At 70.8% G+C, this 19,212-nt stretch carries 16 protein-coding genes; 8 read left to right on the top strand and 8 right to left on the bottom strand.

Features of this window, described 5'->3' with window-relative positions; all coding sequences use genetic code 11:
- Positions 1 to 6: 6 nt before the first annotated feature.
- On the top strand, positions 7 to 1,386 hold the full coding sequence (locus tag AWQ71_RS20255; RefSeq protein ID WP_067135435.1) for an MFS transporter: 1,380 nt from the start codon (positions 7 to 9) through the stop codon (positions 1,384 to 1,386).
- 48 nt (positions 1,387 to 1,434) lie between these two features.
- Positions 1,435 to 2,460: an alpha/beta fold hydrolase gene (locus AWQ71_RS20250; protein ID WP_067135433.1), complete on the top strand. Its 1,026-nt coding sequence runs from the start codon at positions 1,435 to 1,437 to the stop codon at positions 2,458 to 2,460.
- A gap of 7 nt (positions 2,461 to 2,467) precedes the next feature.
- Here AWQ71_RS20250 and AWQ71_RS20245 read toward each other — a convergent pair whose 3' ends face one another.
- Both AWQ71_RS20245 and AWQ71_RS20240 read right to left on the bottom strand, forming a co-directional pair.
- On the bottom strand, positions 2,468 to 4,396 hold the full coding sequence (locus AWQ71_RS20245) for a glycosyltransferase family 2 protein (RefSeq protein WP_084259085.1): 1,929 nt from the start codon (positions 4,394 to 4,396) through the stop codon (positions 2,468 to 2,470).
- Between the two features lie 138 nt (positions 4,397 to 4,534).
- The gene (locus AWQ71_RS20240) at positions 4,535 to 5,149 is read right to left on the bottom strand and encodes an aggregation-promoting factor C-terminal-like domain-containing protein (protein WP_245658380.1); all 615 of its coding nucleotides are present in this window, start codon (positions 5,147 to 5,149) and stop codon (positions 4,535 to 4,537) included.
- Positions 5,150 to 5,498: 349 nt separating this feature from the next.
- Between AWQ71_RS20240 and AWQ71_RS20235 the strand changes: the two genes are divergently transcribed.
- The 3 genes from AWQ71_RS20235 to AWQ71_RS20225 are packed head-to-tail and all read left to right on the top strand — an operon-like array spanning position 5,499 to position 8,256.
- A complete protein-coding gene (locus tag AWQ71_RS20235; protein WP_066938252.1) occupies positions 5,499 to 6,173 on the top strand; it encodes a response regulator in 675 nt (224 codons plus the stop codon).
- Positions 6,170 to 7,600: a sensor histidine kinase gene (locus AWQ71_RS20230; protein WP_067135428.1), complete on the top strand. Its 1,431-nt coding sequence runs from the start codon at positions 6,170 to 6,172 to the stop codon at positions 7,598 to 7,600. Before AWQ71_RS20235 ends, AWQ71_RS20230 begins: the two co-directional genes overlap by 4 nt.
- On the top strand, positions 7,597 to 8,256 hold the full coding sequence (locus tag AWQ71_RS20225) for a hypothetical protein (protein ID WP_067135426.1): 660 nt from the start codon (positions 7,597 to 7,599) through the stop codon (positions 8,254 to 8,256). The genes AWQ71_RS20230 and AWQ71_RS20225 overlap by 4 nt, the downstream gene beginning before the upstream one ends.
- 67 nt (positions 8,257 to 8,323) lie before the next feature.
- Here the strand turns inward: AWQ71_RS20225 and phoH2 are convergent, their stop codons facing one another.
- From phoH2 to abmR, 5 genes are all read right to left on the bottom strand, one after another.
- Complete coding sequence (gene phoH2, locus AWQ71_RS20220) at positions 8,324 to 9,628, bottom strand: RNA 5'-3' helicase PhoH2 (RefSeq protein WP_245658379.1); 1,305 nt, start codon at positions 9,626 to 9,628, stop codon at positions 8,324 to 8,326.
- A 197-nt stretch (positions 9,629 to 9,825) separates the two neighbouring features.
- Entirely contained in the window at positions 9,826 to 10,599 is a 774-nt protein-coding gene (locus AWQ71_RS20215) for an isoprenyl transferase (protein WP_067135424.1), read from the bottom strand.
- Between the two features lie 42 nt (positions 10,600 to 10,641).
- Positions 10,642 to 11,172 carry a hypothetical protein gene (locus AWQ71_RS20210; RefSeq protein ID WP_067135422.1) on the bottom strand — a complete coding sequence of 177 codons (531 nt, stop codon included), beginning with the start codon at positions 11,170 to 11,172 and terminating at the stop codon, positions 10,642 to 10,644.
- Between the two features lie 106 nt (positions 11,173 to 11,278).
- On the bottom strand, positions 11,279 to 13,075 hold the full coding sequence (locus AWQ71_RS20205; protein ID WP_067135420.1) for a phosphoenolpyruvate carboxykinase (GTP): 1,797 nt from the start codon (positions 13,073 to 13,075) through the stop codon (positions 11,279 to 11,281).
- Positions 13,076 to 13,347: 272 nt separating this feature from the next.
- Positions 13,348 to 13,866, bottom strand: a complete 519-nt coding sequence (gene abmR / locus AWQ71_RS20200) for an ATP-binding transcription factor AbmR (RefSeq protein ID WP_067135418.1) — start codon at positions 13,864 to 13,866, stop codon at positions 13,348 to 13,350.
- Positions 13,867 to 13,943: 77 nt separating this feature from the next.
- On the opposite strand from abmR, the gene AWQ71_RS20195 reads away from it, so the two are divergent.
- The 3 genes from AWQ71_RS20195 to AWQ71_RS20185 all read left to right on the top strand — a co-directional run bounded on the left by AWQ71_RS20195 (position 13,944) and on the right by AWQ71_RS20185 (position 17,745).
- Positions 13,944 to 15,437, top strand: a complete 1,494-nt coding sequence (locus tag AWQ71_RS20195; protein ID WP_067135416.1) for an MFS transporter — start codon at positions 13,944 to 13,946, stop codon at positions 15,435 to 15,437.
- Positions 15,415 to 16,047, top strand: coding sequence for an acyl-CoA-like ligand-binding transcription factor (locus tag AWQ71_RS20190; protein ID WP_067135414.1), 633 nt, complete (start codon positions 15,415 to 15,417; stop codon positions 16,045 to 16,047). Before AWQ71_RS20195 ends, AWQ71_RS20190 begins: the two co-directional genes overlap by 23 nt.
- A gap of 129 nt (positions 16,048 to 16,176) precedes the next feature.
- Positions 16,177 to 17,745 carry an ABC transporter substrate-binding protein gene (locus AWQ71_RS20185; RefSeq protein ID WP_067135412.1) on the top strand — a complete coding sequence of 523 codons (1,569 nt, stop codon included), beginning with the start codon at positions 16,177 to 16,179 and terminating at the stop codon, positions 17,743 to 17,745.
- A gap of 76 nt (positions 17,746 to 17,821) precedes the next feature.
- Here the strand turns inward: AWQ71_RS20185 and AWQ71_RS20180 are convergent, their stop codons facing one another.
- Positions 17,822 to 19,102 (bottom strand): C40 family peptidase, encoded by a 1,281-nt coding sequence (locus AWQ71_RS20180; protein ID WP_084259083.1) that lies wholly within the window; start codon positions 19,100 to 19,102, stop codon positions 17,822 to 17,824.
- Between the last annotated feature and the right edge of the window lie 110 nt (positions 19,103 to 19,212).

The following is a 19,212-nucleotide window of genomic DNA, read 5'->3' as shown; positions in this document are numbered from 1 at the left end:
CATCGTATGTTGGCCAGACCCCCCAACCTTGAGGAGTTCCCCGTGGCCAACGAAACACGGACCTCGATCGGCAAGGTGGTCGGCGCCAGCCTGATCGGCACCACGGTCGAGTGGTACGACTTCTTCCTCTACGGCTCAGCCGCCGCGCTCGTGTTCAACAAGCTCTTCTTCCCGGCCGAGACCGCGCTGACCGGCACACTGCTCGCGTTCCTCACGTACGCCGTGGGCTTCCTCGCGCGGCCGCTCGGCGGTCTGGTCTTCGGGCACTACGGCGATCGCCTCGGCCGCAAGCGGCTGCTCGTGGTCAGCCTCCTCATGATGGGCGGCGCGACCGTCCTGATCGGCTGCCTGCCGACGTACGCCACGCTCGGCGCCGCGGCGCCGCTGCTGCTCACCGCGCTGCGGCTGGTGCAGGGCTTCGCCCTCGGCGGCGAGTGGGGCGGCGCGGTCCTGCTGGTCTCCGAGCACGGCGATCCCGCGCGGCGCGGCCTGTGGGCCTCCTGGCCGCAGGCGGGCGCGCCGGGCGGGAACCTGCTGGCGACCGCGGTGCTCGCGCTGCTCGCGGCGATCCAGTCCGACGAGACGTTCCTCGCCTGGGGCTGGCGGATCCCGTTCCTGCTCTCCGGCCTGCTGGTGCTGGTCGGGCTCTGGATCCGGCTCACCGTCTCCGAGTCGCCCGTGTTCAAGCAGGCGCTCGCCGGGCAGGCTCCCGAGCCGCGGGCCCCGATCCTCGACGTGCTGCGCCACCACCCGCGCGACGTCCTGGTGGCGATCGGCGCGCGGCTCGCCGAGAACGTCTCGTACTACGTGATCACCGCGTTCGTCCTCGTGTACGCCACCACCGCCGCGGACATGCCCAAGGAGACCGCGCTCAACGCGGTACTGATCGGCTCCGCGATCCACTTCGTCACCATCCCGATGTGGGGCGCGCTCTCGGACCGGCTGGGCCGCCGCCCCGTGTATCTGATCGGCGCGGTCGGCGTCGGCCTCTGGGCGTTCGCGTTCTTCCCGCTGGTCGACAGCGGCTCCTTCGTCCTGGCGACGATCGCGGTCGCCGTCGGCCTGCTCTTCCACGGAGCGATGTACGGCCCGCAGGCCGCGTTCTTCTCCGAGTTGTTCGCCACGAGGATGCGCTACTCCGGAGTGTCCGTGGGCTACCAGCTCGCCTCCATCGTGGCCGGCGCCCTCGCGCCGATCATCGCGGTCGCACTGCTCCAGGAGTACGACTCCGGTCTGCCGATCGCCCTCTACGTCGCCGGTTCGGCGGTGCTCACAGTGATCGCGGTCGTCGCCGCCAAGGAGACCCGCGATCGCGATCTGACCGCCATCGAGCCGACCTCCGGTCCCCGCGGCGCGTCCACCGCCGACGCCGCCCAGGAGGCCTGAGGAACGCGACGATCTGACACCCCAACCCCCATCCACCTGGAGCCGCACATGATCTCCGCCGAGCGGATCAGCACCGCGCGTACGACGCTCAACGTCCTCTCCGTGCCGGGAACGACCGGCGATCCCGTTCTCTTCGTCCACGGGAACGTCTCGTCGAGCACCTTCTGGCGTCCCACCATGGCGGCGCTCGCCGAGTCGCCGGACACCGGCGGCCTGCGCCCGCTCGCGGTCGACCTGCGCGGGTTCGGCGACTCCGACCCGGCGCCGGTGGACGCGACGCGGGGGCTGCGGGACTACTCCGACGACGTTCTGGCGCTCCTCGACGTGATCGGCCCCGCCCACCTGGTCGGCTGGAGCATGGGCGGCGGCGTCGTCCTCCAGGCGCTCCGCGACCGGCCTGAGGCGGTCCGGAGCGCCACTCTCGTGAACCCGGTCTCGCCGTACGGGTTCGGCGGGACGACCGGTCCGGACGGCGTCCTCACCCACCCGGACGGCGCCGGCTCAGGCGGCGGCACGGCGAGCCCGGACTTCGTGGAGGCGCTCCGGGCCGGGGACCGGACGGCGGACTCGCCGCTGTCGCCGCGCTCCGTGCTCCGCACCGCGTACGTGGTGCCCGGCACCGATCTGGGCGAGGACGAGGACGCCTACGTCGAGTCGATGCTGTCCACCCGGCTGGGCGAGGACCACTACCCGGGCGACAGCGTCGCCGCGACCGCCTGGCCGGGCGTCGCGCCGGGCAAGCGGGGCGTGCTCAACACGATGGCGCCGACGTACTTCCGGATCGACGACCTGCACACGATCGACCCCAAGCCGCCCATCCTGTGGATCAGGGGCGCCGAGGATGTCATCGTCTCCGACACGTCCCTGTTCGACCTGGCCCACCTGGGGGCGATCGGCGCGGTGCCCGACTGGGACGGCACGCCCGCCCAGCCGATGGTCACTCAGACGCGCGCCGTGCTCGACCGCTATGGGAACTACCGCGAGGTCGCGATCCCCGGCTCCGGCCACAGCCCGCACGTCGAGAAGCCGGCCGAGTTCCGCGCGGCCCTGGTCGCCCACCTGTGCGAGGCGTAGCCCCGGCTCAGCCCTGGGCGGCGTAGCCCGGGATCCGCGCGGCGATCCTGCGCAGCAGCGACGGCGTCGGCCGGGTGTCGGCCGGCCGCACCCGGACGTGCCCCCGCAGCCCGACCTCCAGCGTGAAGCGGAGATCGACGTCCTTGCCCTCCATCCGCAGCCCCGGCCGCCACGCGCCGGGGCCGAGGCAGCCCTCGCCGCCCAGCCGGCGTACGGGCACCTTGGCGACGAGCTGGCCGGGCAGCCGGCCGGGGACGCCGGGCTCGACCAGCGCGGGGACGGTCATGTCCCTGCCCCGGCCGCCGAGCTGGCGCAGCACCAGCTCGACCGCGGGCCCCCCGCTCGGCGGCACGTACGGCACCGGCACGACAACGAAGACGTCGTCGTCGCTGTGGGTCACCGACGCCCGGGGCGACACCAGCGCGATGGACTCGGAGAACGACCTCGGCTCGATGCAGACGCTGAGGTCGCCCCGCCCGGACCAGCACGGCACGACCAGTCGCCGGGGATAGTCGGCGAGGACGCCCGCGCAGTTCATCGGCGCCTCGGTCCGCGCCACCCGGGTGCGGGCCGGGTGGACGCCGCGCATCCGCACGTGCACCTCCCACAGGCCGGGACGCAGCGGCCGTCCGAGCGCGGCGGAGCCGATGTCGAGCCGGGCCTGACCCGCCGCCCAGACCCGGACGCCGTCACCGTCGCGGGCGTGCTGGACCGTGCTCGTCACCGGGAGGAAGTAGGTGACGCCGGACTCCGTGTCCCGGACGTAGACCTCCATGCGCGCCCGGCGGGCCGCCTCGGTCACGTCGGCCATCTCGGGGGACAGCAGGCCCTCGATCGGGATGGGCGGCCGCCAGTAGAGACGGCCGTTCTCGGCGTGGAACCGCAGCGGCGCGCCGCCCGCGTCGACGATCTCGACGGCCAGGTCCATGGTGAACACGCTCTGGTCCCAGCGCACCTCCTGCAGCTCGGCGCTCAGCCGGGTCCCGCGCGAGGCGGCGACGAGCCGGGCCAGCTCCTCCTGCCGCCCGGCGCGCAGCAGAGCGGCTCGCGCCCGCAGGTGGACCGGCAGGTACCCGTCGAGCCGGTCGGGCAGGCGCTCGGCGGCGAGTTCCCGCAGCCGGGTGAACAGGACGGTCCGGCGGTGCTCCCCCATCGCCTCGAACCGCGCTCCGCCGAGGCGGCGAAGACCGAGCACGCGGAACCAGTGCGCCTGCATCCGGTCGCGCCGCTGCCCCGGCGGTGTGTACGCCTCGACGATGTCGAGGATGGTCCGCAGCCCGGCGACCAGCGCGGCCGGATCCTCCCGCGGGTCCTCGCGCTGGGCGGCGACGCGGCAGCAGATCTGCCCGGCGTGGATGGAGATGGCCGCGGCGGCGAGATAGGCGTGGGCGACGAACGCCTCCTCGGACAGCGGGCGGTCCGGGAACCCGATCCGGTTCCCGGCGAGGAAGCCCATGCGGAACAGCTTGTGCGCCGTCGGCAGCGCCAGCAGGCGGTCCCGGATGACGTCCGCGCGCTCCCGGCTGCCGGTGAACGCCGAGAGCGGCGTCCCCTCGCCCACGAGCCTGCCGACGAGCACGTCCGCCCCGGCGCGTACGGCCATGCCGTACATGTTCTGCAGGGCGCTGTGCTCCAGCCGGTCGTGCTGGTTCATGAAGTAGACGTAGTCGCCCCGCACGAGGGACAGGGCGGCGTTGCGGCCCCGAGCGGACCCGCCGCTGTGCTCCAGGTGCAGCACGCGTACGTTCTCGCGCGTCGCCGCGAGGGCGTCGAGCCGCTCGCGGGTGCCGTCGGTGGACCCGTCGTCCGCGAAGATCACTTCGTACCGGTCCGCGGGCAGCGACTGCTCCAGGACGGAGCGCACGCACGCGTCGAAGGCGTCGCTCGCCGGTTCGGCGTCGCACGTGGAGACCACAACACTGACCTTCACACCCATGAGGCCAAGGGTGCCCGGCCGGTACCACGGGTCTCTGCCGACTTGCCGAAAGGTCGACCAAACCTGACCAGTAATAGGGCGCGTCGAAAGGATCTTTGCCCAGGCCGGGGCCGGTGGACGGGTGGGGCCGCGCGCCGGTCAGTACCAGCCGACGGACTGGGAGTGGCCCCACGCGCCGCAGGGTGTCTTGTAGCGGCCGGCGATGTAGCCGAGACCCCACTTGATCTGCGTGGCGGCGTTGCTCTGCCAGTCGGCGCCGGCGCTGGCCATCTTGCTGCCCGGCAGCGACTGCGGGATGCCGTAGGCGCCGCTGTAGCGGTTCATGGCCCGCTCGTTCCAGTGGCTCTCCCTGTCCCAGAGGCGTTCCAGGCAGCCCCACTCGGCGTCGCCCCAGCCGCGTGCGGCGGCCATCTGCCGGCCGAGGGCCTTGTTGCTGCCGGGGTCGGGGGTGGAGCCGGGCGGGAAGTCGGCCGGGTTGAACCCGCCGCCGCCGGGCGCCTTCTTCGCGATCTTCACGGGGTCCAGGTCGGCCTTCTGGCCGTCGCGGGCTTCCTTCAGCTTGTCGCCCCTGAGCTTCTGCGCGGCCTGCGCCTTCATCGCGTCGATCTCGGGATTGGCGTAGGCGGGGTCGCCGGCGAGGATGTCGGGAAGGGCGAGCGGATTGGACGGCGTGTTGGCGTTCTCGATGGCCGTACGCACGACGTAGGTGGTGCCCGCGCCGACCAGGACCAGGGACACGACGATGATGACCACTCGTTTGGGAGTCAGCAGGCCTGGGCCCGACCGACGCTTGGAACGGGAGCGCGACGGGCGCTCCTTAAGCCGCTGACCTGAACTCACGACCTATGAGCTTGCCGTGTCCCCCGGGGTGTCGTGCAACCGGAACAAGGAACTCCGATGGCGAATTCTTTGCCCTAACCCCCCGGAAATGGACTTTCCTCGGTTGTGTGATTTTCGTCACAGGGTCCGCCCCTCGGACCCCCGCACCGAAGGGAGGACCCTTTCCGCGAGCATGCATGCGGTTCGTCCTGGCCATGTCCGTGCCGCGTTACGGTTTCATGACACCTCCGGGAATTCCCGACATACAGTCCATAATGTCCGCGTGGCTGGCATCCTCCTGGTCGAAGACGACCCCTCCGTACGCACGGGGCTCGAGCTCGCGCTCACCCGCCAGGGCCACTCCGTCACCGCGTACGCGACAGGCGAGGAGGCCCTGGCGCACGTGCGGGCGCGGCGCCCCGAGATCGTGATCCTCGACGTGATGCTGCCCGGCATCGACGGGGTCGAGGTGTGCCGCCGCATCCGCCGGATGGACTCCCTGCCGATCATCCTCCTCACCGCGCGCGGCGACGATCTCGACGTGGTCGTCGGCCTTGAGGCCGGCGCGGACGACTACGTGGTCAAGCCGGTCGAGCCGCGAGTGCTCGACGCGCGCATCCGGGCCGTCCTGCGGCGGCTGGAGTCCGCCTCGTCCGACCGGATCAGCTTCGGCGACCTGCTCGTGGACCGGGGCGCACTGAAGGTGACGCTCAAGGGACGCGAGATCCACCTCACCCCGACGGAGCTGCGCCTCCTGCTCGAACTGGTCCGCCACCCGGGCCAGGTGCTCAACCGCCGCTATCTGCTGCGCACGGTGTGGGACCACTCCCACGTCGCGGACTCGCGCCTCGTCGACGCGTGCGTGCAGCGGATCAGGGCCAAGATAGAGCCGGTTCCGGCCGATCCGGTCTTCATCCACACCGTCCGCGGCTTCGGGTACCGCTTCAGCCCCCCATGAGCTGGTTTCCCACCGGCCTGCGCGGCCGCTTGGTGGTGACCTTCCTGCTGGTGGCGATCACCGCGTCCGCGGCGGTGGCCGGGCTCGGCTACCAGCTCGTGGGCAGAGAGCTGCTGGACAGGGTGGAGCGCACCTCGATCTCCGACGTGCGCGAGACGCTGTCGCGGGTCTCGCTCCCGGTCGGCGCCAGCGACGTGGTGTGGCCGAGCGACTCCACGGTCACCGACGACGACCTCGGCGACCTGGTCAACGCGCTCAACGGCCCCGACCGCGTCGTCCTCGTCGCCTACGGGGGCCACAGCCGCGCCAGCCGGGGGTCGCCCTTCACCATGGACGACGTGCCCGACCAGCTCCGCTGGCAGGCCACCAGCCGCCTGGTCTCCCAGCGGCTCCGGCTGAAGGGGCATCCGTGGCTGCTGGTCGCCACCCAGATCCACCGCGCCAACCAGATCGGCGTCGTACGCGCCACCGGGCTCAGCACGTACGTCTTCGTCTCGCTGAGCGACGAGGAGGGCGTGCTCAACCGGCTGCGCGCCTCGCTCCTCCAGGCCGCCGGGATCACGCTGGCCATCGCGCTCACTGTGGCCCTGCTGTCGGCCCGGCAGGTCCTGCTCCCGGTGCGCCGGCTCGGGGACGCCGCCCGGATGCTCGGCGCGGGCGAGCTGCACATCCGGCTGCCCGTCCGCGGCAAGGACGAGCTGGCCGAGCTGACCGGCATCTTCAACGAGACCGCGGAGGCGCTGGAGGGGAAGGTGTCGGAGCTGCGCACGCTGGAGACGATGTCCCGGCGCTTCGTCGCCGACGTCTCGCACGAGCTGCGCACCCCGCTCACCGCGATGACCGCCGTGACGGACATGCTCTCCGAGGAGGCGGAGGGCCTTCCGGACGACGCGGGCGAGGCGGTGCGCATCGTGCTCCGGGAGATCGACCGGCTCAAGCTGCTCGTGGAGCATCTGATCGAGGTCAGCCGGTTCGACTCCGGGGCCGCCGTACTGCGCCGCGATCACGTGGACGTGGGCGACACCCTGGCCGACTGCCTGGAGGTGCGCGGCTGGAGCGACCGGGTGCAGCTCACGGTCCCGATCGGGCTGACGTTCTCCCTCGACCCCCGGCGCTTCGACGTGATCGTCGCGAACCTCGTCGGCAACGCCCTGCACCACGGGGCGCCGCCGGTGCTGGTGAGCGCCCGGGTGCGGCCCAGCGGCCTCCAGGTGACCGTACGGGACCACGGAGGGGGCATTCCCGAGCGCTCACTCCCCCACGTCTTCGAACGCTTCTACAAGGCGGGCGCGGGCCGGACCCGCAGCGTCGGCAGCGGCCTGGGGCTCGCCATCGCCAAGGCGAACGCCGAACTGCACCGCGGCACCATCGATGTCAAGCGGTGCGAGCCCGGCACCCTCTTCACGTTGTGGATCCCCGCGCCATGAACCACCCCGTCGTGAACCACCCCGTCGTGGACCGCCCCGCCCCGAAACGCACCGCCTCGTCGCGGCCGCTCATTGGGGCGGCGCACCGCGTCCTCTCACCGCGTCCGCTCATGGGGGCCGCGCACCGTGCCGCCGCCCGCGCCGCGCTGGCCGCCCTGCTCCTCGTCGCGGTCGCGGGGTGCGGGGTGAGCCCGACCGGGGTCAACGACAAGGGGCCGCCCCCGGTCATCAGCGGGGACTCGACGATCGTGCGCGTCTATCTCGTCCGGTCCGGACGGCTGGAGCCGATCAGCGTGGCCGCGGCCTCCGGCCACGTCAATGACGTGCTCTCCGCCCTCTTCGGCGCCGGCCGGCGCCCGCCGAGCGGCGTCGGCACCACCCTCTCGCGGATGCGGCTGGCCCAGGTCCAGCTCGTGCGGTACACGTCCGACCCGAACCTGCGCAACGACCCGGACAGCGCCGGGCTGCGGCTGCGGGTGTTCGTCAGCGGGCCGAAGATGTCCCGGATCGCGATGGCCCAGATCACCTGCACGGCACGGCTGCGCCCGGAGATCTGGGCGGTGGAGATCGCCCAGAGCGGCAGCGGGAACCTGAAGATCCACACCTGCCGGGAGTACTGGGACCTGGCCCCGCTCAACGGCCACCTTCCGCCCTGACCCCGGAACGCGCGCCGGCGGCGAGGCGAGGCGGTCGCCCGCCCCGCCTCCCCGGCCAAGGATCACGTCAGAAGGTGATGTCCTCCAGCATCTCGGTCACCAGGGCGGCGATCTGCGACCGCTCGGACCTGGTGAGCGTGATGTGCGCGAACAGCGGATGCCCCTTGAGCTTCTCGACCACCGCGACCACGCCGTCGTGCCGCCCGACACGGAGGTTGTCACGCTGGGCGATGTCGTGGGTGAGCACGACCCGCGAGTTGGCGCCGATGCGCGAGAGCACGGTAAGGAGCACGCCCCGCTCCAGCGACTGGGCCTCGTCCACGATCACGAACGCGTCGTGCAACGACCGGCCGCGGATGTGGGTGAGCGGGAGGACCTCCAGCATCCCTCGGTCCAGGACCTCCTCGATCACCTCGGGCGTGGTCACCGCGCCGAGAGTGTCGTAGACGGCCTGCGCCCAGGGGCCCATCTTCTCGTTCTCCGAACCCGGGAGGTAGCCGAGCTCCTGGCCGCCCACCGCGTACAGCGGGCGGAAGACGATGACCTTGCGGTGCTGGCGGCGCTCCAGGACGGCCTCCAGGCCCGCGCAGAGGGCCAGGGCCGACTTGCCGGTACCCGCGCGTCCCCCCATGGAGACGATGCCCACCTCGGGGTCCATGAGGATGTCGAGGGCGATCCGCTGCTCGGCGGACCGCCCGTGCAACCCGAAGACCTCGCGGTCGCCGCGCACCAGCCGTACGGACTTGTCCGGCATCACGCGGCCGAGCGCGGAGCCGCGGCTGGAGAGCAGCCGCAGGCCGGTGTGGCAGGGGAGCTCGCGCGCCTCCTCCAGGTCGGCGGTGCCGTTCTCGAAGAGGGTCTCGACGTCCTCGGTGGTCACCTGGAGCTCGGCCATGCCGGTCCAGCCGGACTCGACCACCATGCCGGCGCGGTACTCCTCCGCGGCCAGGCCGATCGAGGCGGCCTTGACGCGCATGGGCAGGTCCTTCGAGACGAGCACCACCTCGCAGCCCTCCGCCGCCAGGTTCTGGGCGACGGTGAGGATCCGGGTGTCGTTGTCACCGAGCCGGAACCCCGCGGGAAGCAGCGACGGGTCGCTGTGGTTGAGCTCCACCCGGATCGTGCCCTCGCCGATCGGCATGGGCTCGTCCAGGCGCCCGTACCGCACCCTGAGGTCGTCGAGGAAACGCAGCGCCTCACGGGCGAAGTAGCCGAGTTCCGGATGGTGCCGCTTGGCCTCCAGCTCCGTGACGACGACGACCGGGATGACGACCTCGTGCTCCGCGAAGCGGCTCATCGCCGCCGGGTCGGCGAGCAGGACGGAGGTGTCAAGGATGTAGGTGCGGGTCGGGTTACTCGAGGACTGTGCCACGCGTTCTCCCCCGGGCGCCGAGGTGGGGCGCCCTGCCGTGATGGTGGTCAACGGACCGGGCCCGTGCCCTGCGGAAGCGGGCCGGGATTCCGGCCCCCCTCACGATCAAGGACAGGCCCTCTCCCACTACGGTACGTAACGTTCCCTTTGATCCCAATACTTGGACTGTGACCGAAAGGGAGCGTTCACGTGCCGTTTCAGGAACCGTACCGACGGTGCCGCGCGGCGTATGAGCGGAGCGCCCGCAGGAAGTCGACCCTGCGGAAGTCAGGCCAGTAGGCCTCACAGAAGTAGAACTCGGAGTGGGCGCTCTGCCAGAGCAGGAATCCGGAGAGTCGCAGCTCTCCCGACGTCCGGATGACGAGGTCCGGGTCGGGCAACCCGCGCGTGTAGAGATGCTCCGCGATGTGCTCGACGTCGAGGACCTCGACGAGGTCCTCGATGCTCGCGCCCTTGCTCGCGTGCTCCTGGAGGAGAGAGCGCACCGCATCAGCGATCTCACGTCTTCCTCCATACCCAACGGCCACGTTCACAATCAGGCCAGGGCGGTGCGATGTAGCTTCTTTTGCATCTTTCAGGACACGAGCCGTGTGATCGGGCAGCAGATCAAGGGAACCCATCGGGTTGACGTGCCACCCCTGCTCGACGAGGTCGCGCACCAGACCCTCGATCACCTGGAGCAACTGCTGCAACTCGGCCTGGTCCCGGGAGAGGTTGTCGGTCGAGAGCAGCCACAGCGTCACGTACTCGACGCCCGCCTCCCGGCACCACCCCAGGAGCTCACTGATCTTGTCGGCGCCCTTCTGGTGCCCGCGGTTCACGTCGCGCAGGCCCATCGCCCTGGCCCAGCGCCGATTGCCGTCAACGATGACGCCCACATGCCGGGGGATCTGTGCCGTGCTGCCGGGTCCGGAGAGCTTCCGCTCGAGCCTGCGCTCGTACAGCTTGTACACGAGATCGCGCACGCCCATGCAAAGCCCTCTTCCTTCGCGACCCGATGGCTCCGTCAATTATCAGGGCCGCGAGAACCTGACTGCTCCGTTCACGAGATTGCTGTTGGGTTCCATCTCGAACCCCGTGCCGAGCCGCTCCTCGGCGTCGCCCACGAGACCGTCCACGAACGCGGCCAGCCGGCCCGAGGTCAGCTCGGCGCGCAGGCCGACGCCGCCGGCGCCCCACGCCTCCAGGAAGGCCCGGCGGACGACCTGCCACTCGCCTAGCGGCGCGCCGCGGCGGCGCGGGCGCGCGGGCACCCACGACGGCAGCGTCCGCACCTGGCAGCGCAGCTCGCCGCCGCCGACCACGTCCACCTTGCTGCGGCAGCGGAAGGCGAAGAGCTCGCCCTCCCCGCCGGGGAAGCGGTCCTCCGGATCCGGCCACTCGCCGGCCTGGGGTCCGCCGTCCGCTCTCGCGCCCGCGATCACCCCGGCCAGTCTCGCCAGAAACCAGCCGCACCGCTCCCCGACCGTCCCGTACGGCAGGCCATCCCGGTACAGGTCCAACGTCACCTCGTAGGGGACGCCGAGCCTGTCCCGGCATGGCACTGGATTAACGGTAAGGTATGATCCGTCCACGCACCGTAGCCCCTGCACGTTTCACACGCTATCCGCGATAATCCGCCGCTAACATCCCAAAACGGGCAATTCCCAGTTAGCCGAGCCGCGCGACGAGGGCCCGGTACTCCTCCCAGAGCTCCTTGGGCAGGTGGTCCCCGAAGGTCTCGAAGAAGCTCGGCACCAGCGCGGCCTCCTCGCGCCAGACCTCGGGGTCGACGCGGAGCAGCTCGGCCAGGTCACTCTCGGAGACGTCCAGGCCCTCGGCGTCCAGCGCGGCGGGCAGGTTGCCGATCGCACTCGGCACCGCCTCCTCCTCGCCGTTCAGCCGGCCGACGATCCACTTCAGCACCCGGCTGTTCTCGCCGAACCCGGGCCACAGGAAGCGGCCGTCGGCGCCCTTCCGGAACCAGTTGACGTAGTAGATGCGCGGCAGCTTCTCCGGGTCGGCCTTCTTGCCGACCTCGATCCAGTGGGCGAAGTAGTCGCCCATGTTGTAGCCGCAGAACGGCAGCATCGCGAACGGGTCGCGGCGCAGCTCCCCGACCTTGCCCTCGGCCGCGGCCGTCTTCTCCGAGGCCACGTTGGCGCCGAGGAAGACACCGTGCTGCCAGCTCAGCGACTCGGTGACCAGCGGGACGGCGGTCGCCCGGCGCCCGCCGAACAGGATCGCCGAGATCGGCACACCGGCCGGGTCCTGCCACTCCGGCGCGATCGTCGGGCACTGCCCGGCCGGGGTGGTGAAGCGCGCGTTCGGGTGCGCGGCCGGCTCGTCGGAGTCCGGCGTCCAGGAACGGCCCTTCCAGTCGGTGAGGTGGGCCGGGGGCTCATCGGTCAGGCCCTCCCACCACACGTCGCCGTCGTCGGTCAGCGCGACGTTCGTGAAGATGCTGTTGCCCCAGAGGGTCTCGACCGCGTTGGCGTTGGTGGTCTCGCCGGTCCCGGGGGCGACGCCGAAGAACCCGGCCTCCGGGTTGATCGCGTACAGCCGGCCGTCGGGGCCGAACCGCATCCAGGCGATGTCGTCACCGATCGTCTCGACCTTCCAGCCCGGGATCGTGGGCTGGAGCATCGCGAGGTTGGTCTTGCCGCACGCCGACGGGAAGGCCGCCGCGACGTACCGCGCCTCGCCCTTCGGCGGGGTGAGCTTGAGGATGAGCATGTGCTCGGCCAGCCAGCCCTCGTCCCTGGCCATCACGCTGGCGATCCGCAGCGCGTAGCACTTCTTGCCCAGCAGGGCGTTGCCGCCGTAACCGGAGCCGTACGACCAGATCTCCCGGGTCTCCGGGAAGTGGCTGATGTACTTGGTGTCGCTGCACGGCCACGGCACGTCCCGCTGCCCCTCGGCCAGCGGGGCGCCGACGGAGTGGACGGCCTTGACGAAGTCGCCGCGCTCCTCGATCAGGCGCAGCGCCTCATCGCCCATGCGCGTCATGATCCGCATCGAGACCGCGACGTACGGCGAGTCGGTGATCTCCACGCCGAGCTGGGAGATCGTGCCGCCCAGCGGGCCCATGCAGAACGGCACGACGTACATCGTGCGGCCACGCATGCATCCCTTGAAGAGCTCGCCGAACGTGCGGCGCATCTCGCCGGGGGCGATCCAGTTGTTCGTCGGTCCCGCGTCCTCGGCGCGCTCCGAGCAGATGAACGTGCGGTCCTCGACCCGGGCGACGTCGCTGGGGTCGGAGGTCGCGAGGAAGCTGTTGGGCCGCTGGGCAAGCCGCGTGAGAGTGCCCTGTTTGACGAGCAGGTTCGTCAGGCGAGTCCACTCGGCCTCGGAACCGTCGCACCATTCGACCCGGTCAGGCTGGGTCAGCTCGGCGATCTCTCTCACCCAGGCGGCCAGCTCGGCATGAGTCGTCGGGACGTGTACCTCTGCTGATACGGACACGGAACCGGCTCCTTTTTCTCGAAGGACCAAATCATCATTGACGACGAACGGCCACCGAATCCAATTGGCGTAGACCACGGCCTATATTCGGCGGCATTCAGGTCCCACACGACCCCGGAATGGATGTTTGTCCAGGCAGGAGCCATGACGGTTCGAGGAGCCTACCCACATGACGACACATTAAAGAAACGAGTTCCGAGCGCCGGATCATCTCCCTCGCGCGATATTGGTATAGGCCACGGAAACTGGCCTAGGCCATTTTCTGCATTGGTTTAGTCCACGCGATCGGGCCCCTCGGAGCGGATCCGATCCACATGCTGGAGGGCATCCCGCAGGTCAGCGAGCCACGTGTCGGTGTGCCGCCCCACGAGACGTACACACCAGGCGAGGGCGTCGCTGCGACTGCGCGCGACCCCCGCGGCGACAAGAGTGTCGAGGACCTGTCGCTCCGGCTGCCGCAGCCGGGTCATGACGGGCACCGACAACGTGGTGAACATCACTCTGCGCCCCTCGACGACGACGCCCCAGGCGACCTTCCTCCGGAACTGGCGCTCGGCCTCGCGGGCGATCTCGATGCGGCGTTCCCTGGTCTCCGCACGGAACCGCTCCACATAGCCCTCCAGGGCGGCGGAACGCTCCAATTCGGGCAGCCCGCCCGCCACCGTCAGCGGAGGGACGGCGCCGACGACGGCGATCTCCTCGCGGTCGAGCATGATCTCGGGCGCCCCGGTGAACCAGCCCTCCGGCAGCCGACCGGCGAACCAGCTCCGCACCTGCTCTTCCTTCTCCATGTAATCAAGATTACACCCATATTCGCCGCCAGGCCAGGAATTGACAGTTCAACTCTTATGAGAGTTACTTTCATTTCATGGCGACTCTCAGTTCTGCGCGCTGGTGGGCCCTCGGCGCGCTCGTCCTCAGCGTCCTGGTCCTCGGGCTGGACGCGACGATCCTCAACGTGGCCTTGCCGACGCTGGCCACCGACCTCAAGGCCACCACCGGCGAGCTGCAGTGGATCATCGACGCGTACATGGTGCCGTTCGCGGCGCTGATGCTCCCGGCGGGCGCCCTCGGCGACAGGTTCGGACGCAAGCGCGTCCTCCTGACCGGTCTCGCGGCGTTCGGCGTCGCGTCCGTGGTCGCGACCTTCGCGGACGGCACCGGCGCGCTCATCGCGGCGCGGGCGCTCATGGGCGCGGGAGCGGCCCTGATCATGCCGCTGTCGATGTCGATCCTGCCCAGCGTCTTCGGCCCCGAGGAGCGCGGCAAGGCGATCGCCGCGTGGAGCGCCGCCATGGCGCTCGGGCTGCCGCTCGGCCCCGTCGTCGGGGGCTACCTGCTCGACCACTACTGGTGGGGCTCCATCTTCCTGGTCAACATCCCCGTCGTGCTGGTCAGTCTGGTGGCGGCGGCCGTGCTCCTGCCCGAGTCCCGCGACCCGTCCGGCTCCCGGCTCGACCTCCCGGGCGCGCTGCTGTCCGTGACCGGCCTAGCCGCCCTCGTGTACGGCGTCATCCAGGCCCCGATCGACGGCTGGCGCGACCCGGGGGTGCTGGCGAGCCTCGCCGCGGGCGTCGCCCTGCTCGCGGCCTTCGTCGCCGTCGAGCGGCGGGCCGCCGCGCCCATGATGGACCTCGCGTTCTTCCGCAGCCGGGTCTTCCTGTGGGGCGCGGCCGGCACCACCATCGTCAGCCTCGGCATGTCCGGCCTGCTCTTCGTGGTGCCGCAGCACTTCCAGGCCGTCCTGGGCCACGACGCGTTCGGCACCGGCGTCCGGCTGATCCCCATGGTGGCCGGGCTGATGGCCGGTGGCCTGGCCGGGGAACGGCTGGTCCAGCGCCTCGGACTGCGCTCCGTCATGACCGCGGGCCTGCTGGTCCTCACGGCCGGCTTCGCCGTCGGCGCCGCCACCTCGGTCACCTCGTCGTACGGATTCGTCGCCGCCTGGCTGGCCGTGGTCGGCGCCGGGATCGGCCTCACGATGGTCCCCGCGATGGACGGCGTGCTCGCCACGCTGCCCGAGGAGCGCTCCGGCTCCGGCTCCGCCACGCTCCAGACCCTGCGCCAGGTCGGCAGCGCTCTGGGCGTCGCGGCCCTCGGCAGCCTCCTCTCCGCCGTCTACGCCGCGGGCCTGCCGTCCGGGGCGCCGCCGGCGGCCGGGGACTCGGTCACGGCGGCGGTGGCGCTCGGCGACCCGGCGCTCCTGCGCGGCGCCCGTGAGGCGTTCGTCTCCGGCATGGATGTCGTGATCCTGCTGTGCGCCGCCGCGTCCCTGCTCGTCGCCGTACTGGTGTGGATCTTCATTCCCCGCCCCGCGCGGAAGACGGCAAAATCGGAGCATGAGCTCACCTCAGCGCGCTGACCGGATCGCGGACTCCCCGGAGCGGACCGTCCTGAGCCTGCGCGAGCGCAAGAAGGCCAAGACCCGCCGGGCGATCCAGGAGCACGCCCTCCGGCTGTTCACCGAGCAGGGGTACGAGGCCACCACCGTCGAGCAGATCGCGGAGGCGGCCGAGGTGTCTCCGAGCACGTTCTTCCGGTATTTCCCGACCAAGGAAGACCTGATCATCCAGGACGACTACGACCCCCTGATCGCGGCGGCGATCCGGGCGCAGCCCGCGGAGCTGCCCCCGCTCGCCGCCATCCGTCAGGGGATCCGCACGGCCTTCGCACAGGTGCCGGAGCCTGAGCTGGAGGATGTCCGCCTCCGCATCCGCCTGATGATGAAAATCCCGGCCGTACGCGCCCGCAGCCTCGACAACCTGCTCACCACGGTGGACGTGATGGCCGAGGTGATCGCCGAGCGCACCGGCCGGGAGCGGACCTCCCCGGCCGTGCGGACCTTCGCCGGGGCCGTGCTGGGCTCGATGCTCCCGGCGCTGTACAGCTGGGGTACCGCGGGCACCGCCCGCTCCCTGCCCGACGCGGTCGACGAGGCCCTGGCGCTCCTCGAAGGCGGCCTCCCCCTCTGACCCATGACCGCCGGCCCATGACCCTGAAATCGTGACCAAGTCGCGGCCCTGATGTCAGGGCGGAATTCTGACCTCCCTCATAAGGTGATCAACCGGATTTTCACCGGAAATCGCCAATGGAGGCCAGAAATGTCTCGTCGGAGACTCGCCGCCGTCGCGGCCTTTACCCTGCTGCCCGGCACGGCACTGGCCGGCACCGCGCACGCCGACACCGCGGAGATCACCATCGCGACGTGCGCGCCGTACCGGACCATGACGGTCGGTGACGCCGACTCCTGCGGCGCCGACGTGCTGACCGGGCTGTTCACGGGCCTCACCAGGTTCGACCCCGCGACCTCCCGGTCGACTTACGCGGTCGCCAAGTCGATCACGACGAAGGACAACCGGGTCTTCCACGTCACGTTGCGCAAGGGCTGGAAGTTCCACGACGGCACGGAGGTACTGGCGCGCAACTTCGTCGAGGCGTGGAACCTGAGCGCCTCGGAGAGAGCGGGGAACGCCTTCCTCTTCGAGGAAATCCAGGGATACGGCACATTCGAGAAGAGCACCCGGAGGATGTCCGGGCTCAAGGTGACCGGGAGCCACACGTTCACCATCACTTTGACGAAGCCCTTCGGCCCCTTCCTGAACAAGCTGAGCCACGTGGCCTTCTCCCCGCTTCCCGACTCGGTTCTGAAGAACCCGGCGAGCTTCCAGAAGAAGCCGATCGGCAACGGCCCCTTCCGCGTCGTCTCCTGGTCTCCGTCGTCCACGAGCGTGCTCGAACGCTTCGACGGATACGCGGGGACCGTCAAGCCCTCGGTCTCGACGATCGCCTACCGGGCCGTCAAGACCGGAGCGGCGGCCTACTCCGCCCTGCTCTCCGGAGAGATCGACTTCTCGGGGTTCCTGCCCACGTCGGGACAGCTGACTGATGTGAAGACCAAACTGGGCGGCCGCCTGATCCACCGTGCGGGAGGAACCATCCAGATCGTCGCCTTCCCGACCAAGGTCGCGGCGAACGCGGACTTCCGCAAGGCCGTCTCGATGGCGATCGACCGTGAGGCGATCACGAAGGATGTCTTCTTCGGCGTGCGGGTACCGGCGCATTCCTTCACGCCTCCCGTCGCCGAAGGCAGCCGGCGGGACGCCTGCGGGCAGGTGTGCGAGTACAACCCGGCCGAGGCGCGCAAGTACCTCGCGAAGGCCCTCGCGTCGGGCTTCCGGCCTCCGGCCGTGCTGCCGCTGTACTACAACGCCGACAGCGTCCACGGGGAGTGGATCAAACCCCTCGTCGCCGGCCTCAACAAGGTGTTCGAGGGCAAGGTGAAGTTCACGGCCAAGGCGAAGGGGACTTTCGACGCCTTCGAGAGGATGACCCGTTCAGGGAAGCTGGACGGGATGTACCGGGCGGGCTGGCAGCTCGACTTCCCCCACATCCAGAACGCGGTCGGCCCGATGTTCGCGTCCGACGGCATCTACGACGGCAGGATCTACCGCAGTGCGAAGTTCGACGCGCTGCTCCGCGCAGCGGACCGGGAGCGGTCCTCGGCCAAGGCGATCAGGCTCTACCAGCGGGCGGAGGACCAGCTCGTCAAGGATCTCCCGGCCATCCCGCTCTGGAACTACGGTGACGTGGCCGGCTACTCCGAGCGCATCGCCAAGGCCGCGCTCACGCCGTACGGATGGCTGGACCCGATGACCGTGAAGCTCGCCTGACCGGGGCGCGGCGGACGCGAGGGGCCGCGTGCCGCAGGCCCGCAGCGCACCCGGCCGCTCGGCGCGGACATCAGGGTCAGCGGACGCGGGCGGCGACCCAGGGGCTGACCCGGACCACCCCCGCCAGGTTCCGGGTGTAGATCGGGGCGATCTTGACGACGTCGCCCGTACGCGGCGCGTTCAGCATCTTGCCGTTGCCCCAGTAGATCGCGACGTGCGAGATGTAGTTGGGGTTGGTCGGGTCGTTCCGCCAGAACAGGAGGTCGCCCGGCTGCGCCTGGGAGAGCGGCACCTGCGGGCCGGTCGCCCACTGCTGGTGGGTGACCCGCGGCATCCGGACCCCGGCCTGGCGGTACGCCCACTGGACCAGGCCCGAGCAGTCGAAGCTGTTCGGGCCCTCGGCGCCCCACACGTACGGGCGGCCCAGCTTGCTGACCGCGGCCTGGAGCGCGACCTTGAGCTGGTCGACCGACATGAAGGCGCTCACCGGCCAGGTCTTCTGCGAGGTGGTCCGGCCGGGTGGCAGGACGACCACCGGGTTGATCGCCGCGACCTGGCTGCCCTTGGGCAGGATCTTCCGCAGCACCTTGCGCAGCTTGCCCGAGTCAATCTTGGGCGCGCTGAGGACGAGGGCGTTGCCCTCGGGGATGCCGAGCGACCGCGCGGTCGGCCGGGACACCACGGCCGCGATCGAACCCATGCCCATCGTGGCGTACGCGCCGACCCGCAGTCGGTGCCGCCCGCCCGCGGGCACCGTCGAGCCCAGCTTGATGCCGCCGTCCTGACCGAGGTCGAAGGAGACCGCGACCTCACCGGCGGCGATGTTGTTCCACAGGGCGTCCGCCTTCGCCGTCGTCTTCGGCGTGAAGGGGCGGAACGTCGAGGGGTCCACCCCCAGGGTCTGCACCCGCTTGCCGTCCATCATGACGTCGGCGGCGTCGGTCACCTCGGCCGCGACCACGCCCTTCACCGCGCGGACCTTCGCCACGACGGCCGGGGAGAGCGACGTGCGGGCCACCACGAACAGGTGCGGGTCGCGCAGCTTCTTCAGCGGCGTCACCGCCGGCGTCGTCTCCTTGACCTGCTCGGCCGACGCCACGTGCCGGCCGCGCTCCTCGGCGCCGGCCCGCGTCGCCTCCCGCCGTACGGGCGGGGGTGTGCCGGGGTCGCGGCTGAGCACCACCAGGTCGGCGGTGAACACGGAGACCAGGAGCGCCCCGATGATGGGTACGGCCGCGCGGGGCATCCGTCGGCGGCGGGCCATCCTCGGCCGATAGGCCAGGTCCTGCCTGGTCTCGGACACGACCCGGGCGACACTCGTCCGGAACGAGGACCGCGCGCGCCGGTCGAGAACCATGCCACCCCTTCTCCGCCCCGTGAGCCCGCTCCAGGAAGGGATCGTCGAGCTCGATCAACGAGACTGCCGTACGGGGGCGAATACCGCAATCGCCGTACATGCCGGAACCC

Source organism: Microtetraspora malaysiensis (assembly GCF_001528665.1).
Classification (GTDB): Bacteria; Actinomycetota; Actinomycetes; order Streptosporangiales; family Streptosporangiaceae; genus Microtetraspora_A; species Microtetraspora_A malaysiensis.
Note: the sequence above shows the minus strand (reverse complement) of the source record. Positions and strands in the feature narration are given on the sequence as shown.

What these genes read in the sequence shown, in the direction of transcription:
- AWQ71_RS20190 (WP_067135414.1), top strand. Translation starts at nt 15,415, where the DNA reads ATGAGCTCACCTCAGCGCGCTGACCGGATCGCGGACTCCCCGGAGCGG.
- AWQ71_RS20250 (WP_067135433.1), top strand. Translation starts at nt 1,435, where the DNA reads ATGATCTCCGCCGAGCGGATCAGCACCGCGCGTACGACGCTCAACGTC.
- AWQ71_RS20245 (WP_084259085.1), bottom strand. Translation starts at nt 4,396, where the DNA reads ATGGGTGTGAAGGTCAGTGTTGTGGTCTCCACGTGCGACGCCGAACCG.
- AWQ71_RS20185 (WP_067135412.1), top strand. Translation starts at nt 16,177, where the DNA reads ATGTCTCGTCGGAGACTCGCCGCCGTCGCGGCCTTTACCCTGCTGCCC.
- AWQ71_RS20230 (WP_067135428.1), top strand. Translation starts at nt 6,170, where the DNA reads ATGAGCTGGTTTCCCACCGGCCTGCGCGGCCGCTTGGTGGTGACCTTC.
- AWQ71_RS20255 (WP_067135435.1), top strand. Translation starts at nt 7, where the DNA reads ATGTTGGCCAGACCCCCCAACCTTGAGGAGTTCCCCGTGGCCAACGAA.
- AWQ71_RS20180 (WP_084259083.1), bottom strand. Translation starts at nt 19,102, where the DNA reads ATGGTTCTCGACCGGCGCGCGCGGTCCTCGTTCCGGACGAGTGTCGCC.
- abmR (WP_067135418.1), bottom strand. Translation starts at nt 13,866, where the DNA reads ATGGAGAAGGAAGAGCAGGTGCGGAGCTGGTTCGCCGGTCGGCTGCCG.
- AWQ71_RS20225 (WP_067135426.1), top strand. Translation starts at nt 7,597, where the DNA reads ATGAACCACCCCGTCGTGAACCACCCCGTCGTGGACCGCCCCGCCCCG.
- AWQ71_RS20215 (WP_067135424.1), bottom strand. Translation starts at nt 10,599, where the DNA reads ATGGGCGTGCGCGATCTCGTGTACAAGCTGTACGAGCGCAGGCTCGAG.
- AWQ71_RS20195 (WP_067135416.1), top strand. Translation starts at nt 13,944, where the DNA reads ATGGCGACTCTCAGTTCTGCGCGCTGGTGGGCCCTCGGCGCGCTCGTC.